The sequence below is a fragment of the Zunongwangia sp. HRR-M8 genome (assembly GCF_027594405.1).
Lineage (GTDB): Bacteria > Bacteroidota > Bacteroidia > Flavobacteriales > Flavobacteriaceae > Zunongwangia.
In genome coordinates, this window is the sequence record NZ_CP115161.1 from 3,546,531 (window position 1) to 3,561,767 (window position 15,237).

The 15,237-nt window shown below is 35.7% G+C and carries 15 protein-coding genes; 5 read left to right on the forward strand and 10 right to left on the reverse strand.

Annotation, left to right across the window (positions count from 1 at the left end; all coding sequences use genetic code 11):
* The first annotated feature begins 58 nt into the window (after positions 1-58).
* Positions 59-781 (forward strand): tRNA1(Val) (adenine(37)-N6)-methyltransferase, encoded by a 723-nt coding sequence (locus PBT89_RS15365; RefSeq protein ID WP_270062608.1) that lies wholly within the window; start codon positions 59-61, stop codon positions 779-781.
* 96 nt (positions 782-877) lie between these two features.
* Here PBT89_RS15365 and PBT89_RS15370 read toward each other — a convergent pair whose 3' ends face one another.
* Positions 878-2,107, reverse strand: a complete 1,230-nt coding sequence (locus PBT89_RS15370; protein WP_270062609.1) for a DEAD/DEAH box helicase — start codon at positions 2,105-2,107, stop codon at positions 878-880.
* Between the two features lie 205 nt (positions 2,108-2,312).
* Between PBT89_RS15370 and PBT89_RS15375 the strand changes: the two genes are divergently transcribed.
* Complete coding sequence (locus tag PBT89_RS15375; protein WP_270062610.1) at positions 2,313-3,488, forward strand: acyl-CoA dehydrogenase family protein; 1,176 nt, start codon at positions 2,313-2,315, stop codon at positions 3,486-3,488.
* Positions 3,489-3,834: 346 nt separating this feature from the next.
* The gene (locus PBT89_RS15380) at positions 3,835-4,602 is read left to right on the forward strand and encodes a DUF3050 domain-containing protein (RefSeq protein WP_270064277.1); all 768 of its coding nucleotides are present in this window, start codon (positions 3,835-3,837) and stop codon (positions 4,600-4,602) included.
* A gap of 59 nt (positions 4,603-4,661) precedes the next feature.
* On the opposite strand, the gene PBT89_RS15385 is transcribed toward PBT89_RS15380, so the two are convergent.
* The 7 genes from PBT89_RS15385 to trmB all read right to left on the reverse strand — a co-directional run bounded on the left by PBT89_RS15385 (position 4,662) and on the right by trmB (position 9,341).
* A complete protein-coding gene (locus PBT89_RS15385) occupies positions 4,662-4,997 on the reverse strand; it encodes a 2Fe-2S iron-sulfur cluster-binding protein (protein ID WP_270062611.1) in 336 nt (111 codons plus the stop codon).
* 37 nt (positions 4,998-5,034) lie between these two features.
* On the reverse strand, positions 5,035-6,096 hold the full coding sequence (locus tag PBT89_RS15390; protein WP_270062612.1) for an NAD(P)/FAD-dependent oxidoreductase: 1,062 nt from the start codon (positions 6,094-6,096) through the stop codon (positions 5,035-5,037).
* A gap of 23 nt (positions 6,097-6,119) precedes the next feature.
* On the reverse strand, positions 6,120-6,362 hold the full coding sequence (locus PBT89_RS15395) for a NifU family protein (RefSeq protein ID WP_084842358.1): 243 nt from the start codon (positions 6,360-6,362) through the stop codon (positions 6,120-6,122).
* Positions 6,363-7,505, reverse strand: coding sequence for an Mrp/NBP35 family ATP-binding protein (locus tag PBT89_RS15400; RefSeq protein WP_270062613.1), 1,143 nt, complete (start codon positions 7,503-7,505; stop codon positions 6,363-6,365).
* Between the two features lie 189 nt (positions 7,506-7,694).
* Entirely contained in the window at positions 7,695-8,039 is a 345-nt protein-coding gene (locus PBT89_RS15405; protein ID WP_270062614.1) for an MGMT family protein, read from the reverse strand.
* Positions 8,036-8,659, reverse strand: coding sequence for a LysE family translocator (locus tag PBT89_RS15410; protein WP_270062615.1), 624 nt, complete (start codon positions 8,657-8,659; stop codon positions 8,036-8,038). The genes PBT89_RS15405 and PBT89_RS15410 overlap by 4 nt, the downstream gene beginning before the upstream one ends.
* 7 nt (positions 8,660-8,666) lie before the next feature.
* Positions 8,667-9,341, reverse strand: coding sequence for a tRNA (guanosine(46)-N7)-methyltransferase TrmB (trmB, locus tag PBT89_RS15415; RefSeq protein ID WP_270064278.1), 675 nt, complete (start codon positions 9,339-9,341; stop codon positions 8,667-8,669).
* 188 nt (positions 9,342-9,529) lie between these two features.
* On the opposite strand from trmB, the gene PBT89_RS15420 reads away from it, so the two are divergent.
* A complete protein-coding gene (locus tag PBT89_RS15420) occupies positions 9,530-10,588 on the forward strand; it encodes a glycosyltransferase (RefSeq protein WP_270062616.1) in 1,059 nt (352 codons plus the stop codon).
* Here PBT89_RS15420 and PBT89_RS15425 read toward each other — a convergent pair.
* Complete coding sequence (locus PBT89_RS15425; RefSeq protein WP_270062617.1) at positions 10,520-11,605, reverse strand: sensor histidine kinase; 1,086 nt, start codon at positions 11,603-11,605, stop codon at positions 10,520-10,522. The genes PBT89_RS15420 and PBT89_RS15425 overlap by 69 nt on opposite strands.
* Positions 11,605-12,288, reverse strand: coding sequence for a response regulator transcription factor (locus tag PBT89_RS15430; protein ID WP_270060028.1), 684 nt, complete (start codon positions 12,286-12,288; stop codon positions 11,605-11,607). Before PBT89_RS15430 ends, PBT89_RS15425 begins: the two co-directional genes overlap by 1 nt.
* Positions 12,289-12,463: 175 nt before the next feature.
* Between PBT89_RS15430 and PBT89_RS15435 the strand changes: the two genes are divergently transcribed.
* A complete protein-coding gene (locus PBT89_RS15435; RefSeq protein WP_270062618.1) occupies positions 12,464-15,217 on the forward strand; it encodes a TonB-dependent receptor in 2,754 nt (917 codons plus the stop codon).
* The last annotated feature ends 20 nt before the right edge of the window (positions 15,218-15,237 follow it).

Below are 15,237 nucleotides of genomic sequence, written 5' to 3' on the forward strand. Positions count from 1 at the left end.
TTTTAAAATATTTTATCAAAAACCGCTTCAATTGAAGCGGTTTTTTTATTTTCAAACCATGTCCAAAAAACCATTCCAATTTAAAGAATTTGAAGTTCATCAGGATAGATGCGCAATGAAAATCGGCACCGATGGCGTACTTCTTGGCGCCTGGGTAGACCTTCCTGAAAATATAAACAGCATACTAGATGTTGGTACCGGCACAGGCATTATCGCACTTATGCTTGCACAACGCTCCCCCGCACAACTTATAGACGCCTTAGAAATCGACGAAAACGCGTACGAGCAAGCTGTGGAAAATTTTGAAGCCAGCGATTGGGGTGATCGTCTTTTTTGCTACCACGCAGAATTTGGAGAATTTGTTGAAGAAATGCAGGATGAAGAAAAATACGATCTTATTATATCTAATCCTCCCTTCTACAACGCAGACTATAAAACCACATCTAAAGAACGCGATATGGCACGTTTTCAGGATGCACTACCTTTTGAGCTTCTACTTGAAGGCTCGACCTATCTACTTTCCGAAAATGGAACTCTAGCAGTTATCATTCCGAAGAATCAAGAAGAAAGTTTCCTAACTACAGCAGAAAACTTTCAATTATTCCCTAAAAAAATCACTTATGTAAAAGGCCACCAAGATTCAGAAATTAAAAGATGTCTGTTATTACTTGGTTTTGATAATACAAAAACTGAAAAAGACGAGCTAGTCATAGAAATTAATAGACACCAATACACTGAAGCTTACAAGAACTTAGTTAAAGATTTTTACCTTGCCATGTAGGTAATTCATTCAAGATAAAATCTTTAAATCATTCATCAAGAAAATATCCCCGATTCGTAGATAAACGAAACTAGTAATCTCTATTATAGGACAAAACTATTTTTTGCGTCTCGGATTTGTTTTCCTTCCAGAATTAATTCTTGGCTTTTTTGGCGATTTGCCAGCACTTTGAGCGGCCTTTGCTTCTGCAGATATTTCTTTAAAATCATGATCATCTATAACCGGCAACCGCTGATCGATAAGTTTTTCTATAGATTTTAAATAAGGTCGTTCTTCAATATCACAAAAAGCGATCGCACTTCCGCTAGCTTTGGCACGACCTGTTCTTCCTATCCTATGTACGTATGTTTCTGCTACATTTGGCAAATCAAACTGCACTACAAGTGAAAGCTGAGATACATCTATACCTCTGGCAGCAATATCTGTCGCCACCAAAACTTTGATTTTTCCATCCTTAAAGTCATTCAACACATTTTGCCGTTGATTCTGCGATTTATTACCATGAATTGCTGCGGAATCAATACCAGCCTGACTCAATTTCTTTACAATTTTATTCGCCCCATGCTTAGTTCTAGAAAATACAATTACGGTATCAAAAGAAGCCGTTTTCAACAAATGAACAAGCAGCTTAACCTTATTCTGTTTTGGCACAAAATAAATTTCTTGATCTACACGCTCTGCCGTAGTTTGTTGAGGCGCGATCTTTACACGCTCAAAATCACCTAAAATTTGCCTTGAAAGTTCGATAATAGACTTCGGCATAGTGGCAGAGAAAAACAGCGATTGACGCTCCTTAGGTAACTTTTTGAGAATTTTTTTTATCTCATGTACAAACCCCATATCCAACATCTGGTCAGCTTCATCAAGCACAAAATGTTCAATATTATTTAGCGATATAAAACCCTGATTAATCAAATCTAATAACCTTCCAGGTGTTGCTGTTAAAATATCTATTCCACTCTGTATTTTTCTTACCTGCTGATGTTGCTTTACTCCACCAAAAATCACCGTATTTCGAATGTCTGTATATTTTGAATACGTATCGATATTATCTGCTATCTGAATAGCCAACTCTCTTGTTGGTGTAATGATAAGCACTCTTATTTTTCTTTTACCCTTTGGCGGGTCACCCTCTACCAATCTTTGTAAAATAGGAATTGTAAAAGCCGCAGTTTTCCCCGTACCTGTTTGAGCAGATCCTAGTAAGTCTTTTCCTTTTAATAAGATTGGAATAGCTTGTTGCTGAATGGGAGTAGGCTCAGAATAACCTTTATCTTCTAACGCCCTTGAGATTGGGTCTATAATACCCAGTTCTTTAAATGTCATATAGTAATATAATCTCCAAATATAAAGCTAATTATACAGATTAAGCAACAGCTTAACAATAACCTGCATATTGATTAGCTAAACTGTAATTATTATGGAATTAAAAAGAAACCTATTTACATAAAATATATCAATAAAATTTGTTCTATAGTAGTTATTCCGTAATTTCAATACTAATTTTATAATAGATAATAAGTCAACTAAAATGAAAACAGATCTTTTTACTGCTCCCGATTATTATAATATCGATGACTTATTGAACGACGAACATAAAATGGTTCGCGAAGCAACTCGTTCTTGGGTAAAAAAAGAAGTAAGCCCAATAATAGAAGATGCTGCACAAAAAGCCGAATTCCCAAAGATTTTATTAAATGGTTTAGCTGAAATTGGAGCTTTTGGACCTTATATTCCTGAAGATTATGGTGGTGCGGGCCTAGACCAGATCTCATACGGAATCATAATGCAAGAGATTGAAAGAGGCGATAGCGGTATACGATCTACAGCATCTGTACAATCTTCTTTGGTAATGTATCCTATTTTCGCTTATGGATCTGAAGAACAAAGAAAAAAATATCTCCCTAAACTAGCCTCTGGCGAATTAATTGGCTGCTTTGGCTTAACTGAACCTGATTTTGGATCGAATCCTAGTGGAATGTTAACCAATTTTAAAGATAAAGGAGATCATTATTTGCTTAACGGAGCAAAACTATGGATCTCTAACGCTCCTTTTGCAGATATTGCTATTGTATGGGCAAAAAATGAAGAAGATCGAATTCACGGACTTATTGTTGAACGTGGGATGGATGGATTTTCTACACCAGAGACTCATAATAAGTGGTCGCTAAGAGCAAGTGCTACCGGAGAGTTGATCTTTAATAATGTAAAAATACCAAAGGAAAACCTGTTGCCAAATAAAAATGGATTGGGTGCACCGCTTGGTTGTCTCGATTCTGCTCGTTACGGTATCGCTTGGGGTGCCATTGGTGCCGCTATGGATTGTTATGATACAGCATTGCGCTATGCAAAAGAGAGGATCCAGTTTGGTAAACCCATCGCTGTAAAACAACTTCAGCAAAAAAAGCTGGCAGAAATGATCACTGAAATTACAAAAGCTCAATTACTAGCCTGGCGCCTTGGCACACTCAAAAATCAAGGAAAGGCAACTTCAGCCCAAATATCCATGGCTAAAAGAAATAACGTTGATATGGCTTTAAAAATAGCCAGAGATGCACGCCAGATCTTAGGCGCTATGGGAATTACTGGGGAATACAGTATAATGCGGCATATGATGAATCTAGAAAGCGTCGTTACCTACGAAGGCACACATGATATACATCTTCTTATCACAGGATTGGATATCACAGGACATTCAGCATTCTAAAAATACATGCTGAAATTCGATAAAACTAGATAGTATTTAATGGATTTTAATTTTTTATAAAAGATCGAAGCAAGGGCAGCGTTTACAACGATTGCCCTTTTTATATTTCTCGCAACACTTCTTTTTTAGCTTCATTTCCTTTTTCGGCACAACACCTTCTACTCTAAGAAAATCCTTAGATTTTTCTGAGTAAAAAACAATAATATTTAAATGCAGGAAGCCAATCATAATAGCAACGAATTTAAAGAGATTTAATGAAAATCGATACTAAGATTATTTAAAAAGACTGTTATTATTTTAAAATCCGAACCTAGCTAGTATTTTTGTGGGAAATTTAAGCTTAACCATGATTAAAGACATCAATAAAGTTTTAAAGCCTAAGGTAAAAACTTTACTAAATCACTCGCTATATTCAAAGATCACTTCCCCTAAAGAATTGCAGATCTTTATGGAACATCATGTTTTTGCAGTATGGGATTTTATGTCTTTACTTAAAGCTTTACAGCAAAGTTTAACAAAAACCACTAATCCATGGTTTCCCGTAGGAAATCCTGAAACACGCTATTTAATTAACGAAATTGTACTTGCCGAGGAAACCGATATTAATTTCTACGGAAAGCACCAAAGTCACTACGAAATGTATATTGACGCCATGCAAAAAGCCGGTGCAGATACTACAAAGATTTACAAATTTATAAATCAGGTAATCCATGGTACAGATATCTATTTAATTATCGCTACCAGTGAGCTACCTTGGAGCATTAAACAGTTTCTAAAATTTACTTTTGAGTTAATTTCTGAAGGAAAACCCCACAAAATCGCCGCAGCTTTCACCTTTGGAAGAGAAGGACTAATTCCCGGAATGTTCACTTCTATAATCAGCAATATTCAACAGAATTTTCCAGAAAAGGATTTGGAGCTTTTTAAATATTATTTTGATCGCCATATAGAATTGGATGACGATGAACACGGGCCGATGGCTTTTGAAATGATTGAGCATTTATGCGCCTTCGACGGCAAAAAATGGGAAGAAGTAGAAACTGTGGCCAAGCAAGCTTTAGATGCTCGCATAGAGTTATGGGATGGAATAGAAAAAGAAATAGTACAATTATAACAATAAAGCCGATTGGTTTCCCATCGGCTTTATTGTTATATATTTTCAGATAGAATTAATTAAGTAGACTCTGGAGCTAATTTAACTTCAAGGCCATCCAAGTCTTCTGTAATTGGAATTTGACAACTTAATCGGCTGTTATCTTCAACAAAAAATGCCTGGTCTAACATATCTTCTTCTTCGAAACTTTGTTCGGGCAACATATGCTCTAAATTCATAACATAGCATTGGCAGGATGCACACATAGCCATTCCTCCGCAGATACCAATAGTTCCTTCTGGCGCCAACTCGTAAGAACGAATCACTTCCATTAAATTCATATTCATATCTGTAGGGGCATCTACCGTATGAGCCTCTCCTTCTCTGTCGATGATGGTAATCTTTATATCAGACATTTCTTTATTTTTTGAAGCTAACACTTCGCTTGTACTATTAACTTATACTTTTAACTACTTCTTTTTTTGCCTCTTTCTTACTTCCATCAAAGCCATTAACACCACTAACGGTGGTATATTTCATCACGTACTTTTTATCCGGAAAAATACGTTGGTAGGCACTTTGGCACATAATTGCTGCCTCATGAAAACCACATAAAATAAGCTTTAATTTACCAGGATAAGTATTTACATCCCCAATGGCATATACCCCGGGAATATTGGTTTGATAATCGTAAGAATTATTTACTTTAATCGCATTTTTTTCGATCTCTAATCCCCAATCGCCAATAGGCCCAAGTTTTGGAGACAGTCCAAATAAAGGAATAAAATTATCTACTTCTTTAATTTCTTCACCCAGAGCTGTATCCTTGTGCCGAATAACCACAGCTTCAAGATTGTCCTTACCCTTTAGATCTACAACCTCTGCATTGGTTATCATTTTTATTTTTCCAATTTTAGAGAGTTCTTCAACTTTTTCTACAGAATCTAGAGCACCTCTAAATTCTTGTCGGCGATGAACTAAAGAAACTTCTGAAGCAATATCGGCAAGATAAATAGCCCAATCTAGTGCTGAATCTCCACCACCTGCTATAACCACTTTCTTATCGCGATAAATTTCAGGTTCCTTAATCATATAAGCCACTCCCTTATCTTCAAACTCATTTATTGAAGGAATAGGCGGTTTTCTCGGCTCAAAGCTACCCAAGCCTCCGGCAATAACAACTACGGGCGCATGATGCTTTGTTCCTTTATTTGTAGTAACAATAAAACTTCCGTCTTCTTGTTTATCGATAGTTTCTGCTCGCTCTCCCAAGGTAAAACCTGGTTCAAAAGATTTTATTTGCTCCATCAGATTATTCACAAGATCACCAGCAAGAACCTCTGGAAAACCTGGAATATCATAAATAGGCTTTTTAGGATAAATCTCTGAACATTGACCACCAGGTTGCGGCAATGCATCGATTAGATGGCATTTCAATTTTAGCAATCCTGCTTCAAAAACAGTAAAAAGTCCAGTTGGCCCGGCACCAACAATAATCATATCTGTTTTAATCATGTTGTTTGGGTTAATTCGAAAGTCTACTTCTGGATATTTATTACTTCTTCTATCTGTGGCACATACTTTTTAATAGTCATTTCTACGCCAGATTTTAAAGTCATTTGATTTACAGAGCAACCTACGCAAGCACCCTCTAACTGTACTTTTACAAGGCGGTCGTCTTCAATCGCAACCAAAGATATATCTCCGCCATCGCTTTCTAGGAAAGGACGGATTTCGGCCAGTGCCTTTTCTACATTAAGTTTTACTTCTTCGCTCGTCATTTACTTAGTTTTAACCGCACTACATCCAGCCATTGTGGTGATCTTAATCGCCTCGGTTGGAGGTAAGCTTTTATTTCTTTTTACCGTTTCTTGCACCATATTTCGGGTTAACTCCTTAAAAGATTCTTCTAAGGGGGTATCTTCCTGAAGTGCAGCAGGACGACCTATATCTCCAGATTCTCTAAGACTTTGAACCAATGGAATTTCTCCTAAAAATGGTATTTGCAAATCTTCGGAAAGGTTTTTAGCTCCCTGTTCACCAAAAATATAATATTTATTTTCTGGCAATTCTTGCGGAGTAAAATACGCCATATTTTCTACAATACCCAGCACCGGTACATTTATACTTTCCTGCTGAAACATTGCTACTCCCTTTCTCGCATCAGCTAAAGCCACATTTTGCGGTGTACTTACCACAACAGATCCCGTAATTGGAAGAGATTGCATTATGGAAAGATGAATATCTCCTGTTCCCGGAGGAAGATCTACCAATAGAAAATCTAATTCTCCCCATGCTGCATCGAAAATCATTTGATTCAATGCCTTTGCTGCCATTGGTCCTCTCCAAATTACAGCCTGGCTAGGTTTAGTAAAAAATCCTATGGAAAGAATTTTAACACCATAGTTCTCTACCGGCTTCATTTTAGATTTACCATCTACAGTAACCGATAGTGGTCTTTCTGCAGCTACATCAAACATGATTGGCACCGAAGGACCATAGATATCTGCATCTAGAACTCCTACTTTAAAGCCCATTTTTGCCAAAGTGACTGCTAAATTAGCAGTTACGGTAGATTTACCAACCCCACCTTTTCCAGAAGCTATAGCAACTACATTCTTTATCCCAGGAATTGCTTTTCCTTTTATTTCAGGAGCTTTTTTTTCAGGCTCGGGAGTTTCAACTTTAATATTTACCTTAACCTTGGCTTTTTCGTAGACCTTTTCGTGAATAGTTTTCATCACATCAACTTCAGCACGCTTTTTAATATGTAAAGCGGGAGAACTTAACACCAGATCCACAACAACCTCGTCACCAAAGGTCATTACATTTTGTAATGCACCACTATCTACAATATTTTTGCCTTCTCCGGCGATACTGATAGTTTCTAATGCACTTATGATTTCTTTTCTATCTAATTTCATAAAATTTTTTAGTAAGAATATCCTCTAATTAGACCGATTCTAAATGCAAATATAGCTTGAAATGCTAAGAACACGAAGCATTTATATAGAATTGATCTACCCTAATATTTACAAAACCAATTCAGTTTTTCTAAATTGGTATATTCATAAATTCAGTATGATAAGTATGTAAAACCTTACAATTATTAGCTACTTATCTTCCTTAAAAAGCGCTTTCATTGGATCCCAAAAAATAGATTCGAAATTTACAATCTTAAGATCTTTCACCTCTACGCCTTCTGCCTCCAAAAGCTGTTGCATGGCATTTGTACCTCCAAAATGAATTTTACCAGTTAGCACGCCATTTCTATTAACTACACGATGGGCGGGAACCTCATCTCTATCTTTTGAAGCATTCATCGCCCAACCAACCATCCTTGCACTTTTAGCCGCTCCCAAATATTTAGCTATAGCACCGTAAGAGGTCACACGACCTTCTGGGATTTGAGATGCAACTTTGTAAACTTTTTCGAAAAAACCGGAATTAGAACTCATGAATTATAGATCCTAAAAATCGTCACAATTACTAGAATAAGCATCAAACCGGCCATAAAGTAGTTTGAATATTTAGCGAATTTCTCTGCTTTATTTTCAATTTTAATAAAAGAAAGCACATATAAATATAGGCTCGTAAAACTACCCAGAGATGCTGCTGCTGCAAATGCTATAATTTTAAACCAATTATAACTTACACCAACCCCAACATTAAAACCACCGGCGATAGCGCAAAAATAAGGAATGGGAAAAATATTAAGGGCTGCTATCAACATACCTTTATACAAACTGTTTTTATTTTTTTTCTTGGAATGAGAGGGAGCACCCTTTTTATTTTTTGCCTGAATAAAGAAATAAACTCCTAAAATAATAAAGATTACTAAAGCAGCTCTAAGCATTACGCGCTGAACAAAAGGATGATCGAATATATATTTTGCTAAAAGAACGGCTACAAATGCCTGAATTAAAATCACTATCGAAGCACCAATAGCAACCAGCATTCCATTTTTCTTACCACGCTCTATACAGGTTTTCGCCACAGTCATATTCACGAGACCGGGCGGTAAAACTCCAAAAAGAGCTGCAAAATATACGATAAGAAAAATCCTTGCTTCTTCCAAAAACCTTTTATTTTATTCTGAATTTAATATATGTAATGGGTTTTCCTTTTTCAAGATACTGTTTTTCGTAGAAAGTTTGGATATCTGTCACCTCTTTTGGCGCACCTTCATTCTTATAAACATGGTGATTTGCATAAATTACCTCGTGGCCTGCCCCATGAAGCAACCCCAAAGTATAGCCATGCATAAATTCACTATCTGTTTTTAAATTCACTTCGCCATTTGGCTTGAGAATTTTTTTATATTTCTGTAGAAATTCTGCATTCGTTAAACGATGCTTTGTCCTTTTATATTTAATCTGAGGATCAGGAAAGGTAATCCAGATTTCACTAACTTCATTCTCTGCAAAAGCATGATCGATAAGTTCTATTTGAGTTCTTAAAAACCCAACATTCTCCAATCCGTCTTCTAAAGCTGTTTTCGCACCTCGCCAAAATCGAGCCCCTTTAATATCTATACCAATAAAATTTTTATCGGGATATGCTTCTGCAAGACCAACGCTATATTCACCCTTACCACAACCCAATTCTAATACTATAGGCTTATCATTCTTGAAAAAATCACTGGCCCATTTTCCTTTATATTCAAACTGAGCATCGGTTAAATCTTCTCTTTTAGGCTGAATTACATTAGAAAACACCTCGTTCTCTTTAAAACGCTTTAATTTATTCTTACTTCCCACAGTTAAAAATTGAGTTTCGACAAATTTATAGAATATTATTTGAGTTTTCAGCAAAGCCATAGTTACAATTGAAGATTTCCAGTGTAAAACTAAATTGCTTAAAATCGATAGAGCTTATTTAAAGCTTTGATGATGTTTTTTTAATCGGGAAAAAGATGCTGTTTTCTGCGTAAGTATATATTTGCTATATGCAAAAGGGAAGAATTTTAGTTGCTGCTTTAAATTGGGGACTTGGCCACGCCGCAAGATGCGTTCCTATAATTAAAGCATTATTAAAAAATGATTACGAACCTATCCTAGCATCCGATGGTGATGCGCTAAAATTACTGCAAAAAGAGTTTCCACATATTACCTGCTTAAGTTTGCCTTCTTATAATATTAAATATACCGAGGATCCCTCAAATTTGAAATGGAAATTACTTTTTGACAGTCCACATATTTTAAGAACAATAAAGGCTGAAAAAAAAATAACTAAGCAAATAATTAAGGATTATCAGATTATTGGAATAATTTCAGATAATCGTTGGGGTGTACGGCACAAAAATTTAAAAAGCGTCTTTGTAACACATCAATTAAATGTACTCTCTGGCAACACCACATCTTTTAGTAGTAAAATTCAGCAAAATTATATCGAAAAATTCGACGAATGCTGGGTTCCCGATTATCCCGGAAGCAAAAACCTAAGCGGTATTTTGGGGCATTTAAAAAAAGAAAATTCAGCTATAAAATATATTGGACCTCTAAGCCGAATTGAAAAACGCTCCTGGCCTAAAATATATGATTTTTTGATTATTCTCTCTGGTCCAGAACCTCAACGAACTTTTTTAGAGAAGAAATTATTAAACACTTTTAAAGATAGTGAGGAGAAAATTCTATTTGTAAGAGGCGTTTTTTCTTCGGAAGAAATTAGTGTAAAAAACACCAATATTAATATAAGAAACCATCTTTATGGAGCTGTTCTACAGCAAGCCCTTAACAGTTGCAAATATATAATTGCAAGATCTGGATATACAACTATCATGGATTTAAATAGTATTGAAGCAAAGGCTTTCTTTATCCCTACACCGGGACAATACGAGCAGGAATATCTTGCTGAAAGACTTTATAAGCTAGGAGTTGCTCCATTCTGCACTCAGCAAGATTTCACTTTGGAAAAATTGAATGATTTAGAAGAATTTTCAGGATTTAGCAGCATCCGTTTCGATCACTCTTTTCGGGATCTCTTTACTCTTTTCGAGCGTAAATGAAAATTCACTTCCTACACCAAAAACACTTTCTACATAAATTTTTTCCTGGTGTGCTTCTATAATATGTTTTACAATAGATAAGCCTAAACCAGAACCTCCTTCTTTTCGAGAACCACTTTTATCTACGCGATAAAAACGCTCAAATAAACGAGGAATATTTTCTTTTTCTATTCCTTCACCATTATCTGTTACCCGTACAATCACTTTATTTTTAATCAGGTTTTCTATACTAATTTCTGTTGTACCGCCTTCTTTACCGTATTTAACTGAGTTCACAACGAGATTCGTAATTATCTGCTGAATTCTCTCCTTATCGGCCCTCACGAAAATGGCTTCGCGATACGGCATATCAAATGTAAGCGTGATATTTTTCTTGGCCGCTTTCATCTCTAGGAGATCAAAAGTATTTTGGATAAGCTCTACGATATTAAAGTCCTCAATATAAAGGTGTAAATCACCAGTTTCTAATTTGGTGATCATATCAAGATCTTTTACAATATAGATTAGACGTTCAACTCCTTTACTGGCACGTTGCAGATACTTTTTTCGCACCGTTTTATCTTTCATTGCCCCGTCCAATAAAGTTAAAATATATCCCTGTACGGTAAAAAGTGGTGTCTTTAACTCGTGAGAAACATTTCCCATAAATTCCTTACGGTAATTCTCACGCACCTTTAAAGTCTCGATCTCAAGTTTTTTATGTTCAGCAAATTTCTCTACCTCTCTGGTAAGCGAAGCCATATCTGTAGTCACCTGATTAGGCCTTAAGGTTGAAGAATCCAGCAAGGAAACATCATCGTATATTTTCTTAATCCTTTTATAAATAAAATTCTCTACACGATACTGCGTTATAAAAAACGAAAAGGTATAGCAAACGGCAGCAAAACCAAGTAAAGCCCACCAATGAAAATTGCCTGATAAATAAGAAAAAGCAGCCCAGAGACCGCTTAAAAATAAAGTTAGATATAAAGAGGTCTTTATTGCGAATGTGTAGGACTTCTTAAATTTTTTTGCCATTAAACTACGAACTTATAACCAACGCCTTTTACGGTTTTAAAGCTGTCGTCTCCAATTTTTTCCCTTAATTTACGAATATGAACATCTATAGTACGTCCTCCTACAACAACTTCGTTACCCCAAACTTTGTCTAAAATATCTTCTCTTTTAAAAACCTTACCCGGTTTGGAAGCTAATAATGAAAGTAATTCAAATTCTTTACGAGGCAAAATCATCTCCTCTTTATTTCTCACTACTTTATATTCATCTCTATTAATAACAATCTCCCCAACCTTTACAATGTTAGAAGTTGCTTCTTCATCTCTAAACCTTCTTAATAAAGCTTTCACTTTACTAATTAAAACTTTTGGCTTTATTGGTTTAGTAATATAATCATCTGCTCCGGCATCAAAACCTGCCATTTGAGAATAATCCTCACCCCTGGCCGTTAGAAAAGTTATGATTGTTTCGTCTAACTCAGGGATTTTTCTCATTTGCTCACAAGCTTCAATACCATCCATACCCGGCATCATTACATCTAATATAATAAGATGCGGAGTTTTCTTTTTTGCCACTTTTACCGCATCTGCGCCATTATCGGCTGTAATTACCTGATATCCTTCAGCTGAAAGGTTATAGCCTACGATTTCAAGAATATCTGGCTCATCGTCTACTAGAAGGATACGGATGTCTTTTTTCTTCATTTTATTGTATAGATTTTAACAAATACGGGGTAAATGTAATTATTAATTTCAACCTACAATTTAAGCATTTATTTAGTAACCTTTACATAACACTAAAATGACAAAGCGTTAATTTGCCGTTAACACAAGCTTTACATACCCCCCTTTAATTTGCACTCAAGAATCAAACAAAGGGATGAATAAATTTTTAGTACTCATTGCATTTTTACTTACTATCGTAGTAAATGCTCAAGAAACAACAGGTTCGATCGCAGGGAAACTTACCGACCGTGAGATGAACGGTGAACCATTAGCGTTTGCCAACGTAACAATTAAAGGAACTTCTAAAGGAACAACATCAGACTATGACGGTTTGTATGTTCTAAACAAATTAGAGCCCGGCACTTACACTGTGGTTTTTAGCTTTGTAGGTTACGAGACCTTAGAGATACCAAACGTACAGGTTGTTGCAGATAAAGTTACAGAAATAAATACAGATTTAGGCGCCAGTGCTGCTTCTTTAGATGAAGTTGTTATTACAACTGTCTCTAGAAGAGATAGTGAAGTTGCTCTATTATTAGAGCAAAAGGGTGCCATTGAAATGATCGAAAACATTAGCGCACAGGAATTAGCGAGAAAAGGTGTTGGTGATGCCCAAGGCGCTTTAACAAAGATGGCTGGTGTAAGTAAACAAGAAGGAGTTAAAAATGTCTTTGTAAGAGGTCTTGGTGACCGTTACAACTCTACCACTCTTAATGGATTACCTCTTCCTTCTGAAGATCCAGAATACAAAAACGTCGCTTTAGATTTTTTTGACAGCAATATTATTAACAGTGTTGGAATAAATAAAACATTCCAAAGTTCTTTGTATGGAGATTTTGCTGGAGCAAATATTGATATCATTTCAAAAGAATTATACGGCAAAGAAACGATACAGGTAGGAATTGGATCGGGAATCAATACCCGTGCAGTAAGCGAAGACTTTGAAACTGTGGATGGAGCATCCTGGTTTGGGTACGGTTTATCTTCAGATAGCCCAATAAGCAGTTTAGACAATTATAGCTTCGAAAACTCTTTTGCTCCAAACAGGCAAAATTCTCAAGTTAATCTGAATGCAAATTTCCAACTAGGGAAAAAATTTAACATTGGAGAAAATAGCTTAAAAACTCTATTAATAGGATCTTTCGACAGTAAATACAGCTACAACGAAGGAAATACAAAAGAAATCAATGCACAGGGATTACCGCTTCGTGATCTCGATTTTCAGAAATATCAATATAATGTTTCTCAGATTTTGATGGCGAATGTAGATTATGGCTTTGGAGAAAATAATTTAAGTTTCAATTCTTTGTATATCCATAATAATACCCAAAGTGTAGGAAACTATTTTGGCCAGTCTGCAAATATATCTGAGGAAACAGACGATTCTGCCTATATAAAAAGACAGCAGGTTAATGACAATACGGTATTCGTTAATCAGTTGCTAAGTGAATTTGCCTTAACCGAAAGGATTAGTTTACAAGCTAGTGTAGGTTACAACATGACAAGAGCAAATGAACCTGATCGTAGACAGAATACTTTTGTTTATAACCAAACTAATGACAATTACCGCGTCGCCGTAGGCACACCTGCCTATAATTTACGATTCTTTTCAGAATTAGAAGAAGATGAAATCGTGGGACACCTAAATGCATCTTATGCTTATGGAGAAATGGGTGATGAGGAGCAACCAAAAGGAAAAATTAATTTAGGTTACGATTATAGAAATACAGACAGAAGATTTGATTTCTTACAATTCAATCATGATTTCGGCTCTCCAGTAGTTATAGATCGTTCAAATCCAGATGCTGTATTTAATCAGCAAAACTTATCTGACGGCACTTTTAGACTAGTAACTAATAGTGGTTTTGGTGACGATTTTAATCCTTTAGATCCATTCTTCTACGAAGGAGAAAAAGACATACATGCTGGCTTTGCAAGTGCTTTTTATCAGTTTAACGAAGCATTTACAGTAAATGCAGGTGTACGGTTGGAACATATTAAACAATATGTAAACTGGGATACGAACTTATCAAGCAGTGAAAACAACCGCAACACCGATCCCTCAACTATAGAAAATACGTATTTGCTGCCAAGTTTTACTGGAAAATACAGCTTTACTAAAAATAGTATTCTTAGACTTACCGGAAGTAAAACATATACCTTCCCGCAGTTTAAAGAAGTTGCTCCATTTGTCTATGAAAATGTAAACTTTTCAAGCTATGGTAATCCAGACTTAGAAGCTTCAGACAACTATAATCTTGATCTTAAATATGAATTTTATTTTGGAGGAAATCAAATTATTTCTATAACCGGATTTTACAAAAAAATTAAAAACCCAATAAACAGAGTACAAGTTAACTCTGCAGCTAATCAACTTTCTTACATCAACTCAGGTGCTGAAGCAGACGTTGCTGGAGCCGAATTAGAAGTTCGTAAAACGATTTTCAATCTTGAATCTAGTGAGAACAGAAAACACGAATTGGCATTTGGATTAAACACATCCTATCTATATTCTAGACAAGATCTTACTAATCGCAACACCAATTTCACAAATAGTGAAGATGAATTAGAAGGAGCATCTCCTTGGGTTCTTAATACAGATCTTACTTACAACTACGATAGTACTAACTTCAACTTAATGTCATCTGTTGTTCTAAACTATTTTAGTGATCGTATTTACTCTTTAGGGGTACAGGAACAAGGTAATATTGTTGAGACTGGTATTCCAACATTAGACTTTATCGCTAAAGGAACTATCTCTCAGCATTGGGGTGTTAGCGCCAAAGTTCAAAATATTTTGGATCCGGAATTTCAATTAACTCAGGATGACATCAATGGCGGAACGAACGTAATTAACAATTTTAACAAAGGAATTGTGTTTTCGTTGGGACTTAGCTACAGTTTATAACTAAACATGTAATCTAAACA

What these genes read in the sequence shown, in the direction of transcription:
- PBT89_RS15365 (WP_270062608.1), top strand. Translation starts at nt 59, where the DNA reads ATGTCCAAAAAACCATTCCAATTTAAAGAATTTGAAGTTCATCAGGAT.
- PBT89_RS15370 (WP_270062609.1), bottom strand. Translation starts at nt 2,107, where the DNA reads ATGACATTTAAAGAACTGGGTATTATAGACCCAATCTCAAGGGCGTTA.
- PBT89_RS15375 (WP_270062610.1), top strand. Translation starts at nt 2,313, where the DNA reads ATGAAAACAGATCTTTTTACTGCTCCCGATTATTATAATATCGATGAC.
- PBT89_RS15380 (WP_270064277.1), top strand. Translation starts at nt 3,835, where the DNA reads ATGATTAAAGACATCAATAAAGTTTTAAAGCCTAAGGTAAAAACTTTA.
- PBT89_RS15385 (WP_270062611.1), bottom strand. Translation starts at nt 4,997, where the DNA reads ATGTCTGATATAAAGATTACCATCATCGACAGAGAAGGAGAGGCTCAT.
- PBT89_RS15390 (WP_270062612.1), bottom strand. Translation starts at nt 6,096, where the DNA reads ATGATTAAAACAGATATGATTATTGTTGGTGCCGGGCCAACTGGACTT.
- PBT89_RS15395 (WP_084842358.1), bottom strand. Translation starts at nt 6,362, where the DNA reads ATGACGAGCGAAGAAGTAAAACTTAATGTAGAAAAGGCACTGGCCGAA.
- PBT89_RS15400 (WP_270062613.1), bottom strand. Translation starts at nt 7,505, where the DNA reads ATGAAATTAGATAGAAAAGAAATCATAAGTGCATTAGAAACTATCAGT.
- PBT89_RS15405 (WP_270062614.1), bottom strand. Translation starts at nt 8,039, where the DNA reads ATGAGTTCTAATTCCGGTTTTTTCGAAAAAGTTTACAAAGTTGCATCT.
- PBT89_RS15420 (WP_270062616.1), top strand. Translation starts at nt 9,530, where the DNA reads ATGCAAAAGGGAAGAATTTTAGTTGCTGCTTTAAATTGGGGACTTGGC.
- PBT89_RS15425 (WP_270062617.1), bottom strand. Translation starts at nt 11,605, where the DNA reads ATGGCAAAAAAATTTAAGAAGTCCTACACATTCGCAATAAAGACCTCT.
- PBT89_RS15430 (WP_270060028.1), bottom strand. Translation starts at nt 12,288, where the DNA reads ATGAAGAAAAAAGACATCCGTATCCTTCTAGTAGACGATGAGCCAGAT.
- PBT89_RS15435 (WP_270062618.1), top strand. Translation starts at nt 12,464, where the DNA reads ATGAATAAATTTTTAGTACTCATTGCATTTTTACTTACTATCGTAGTA.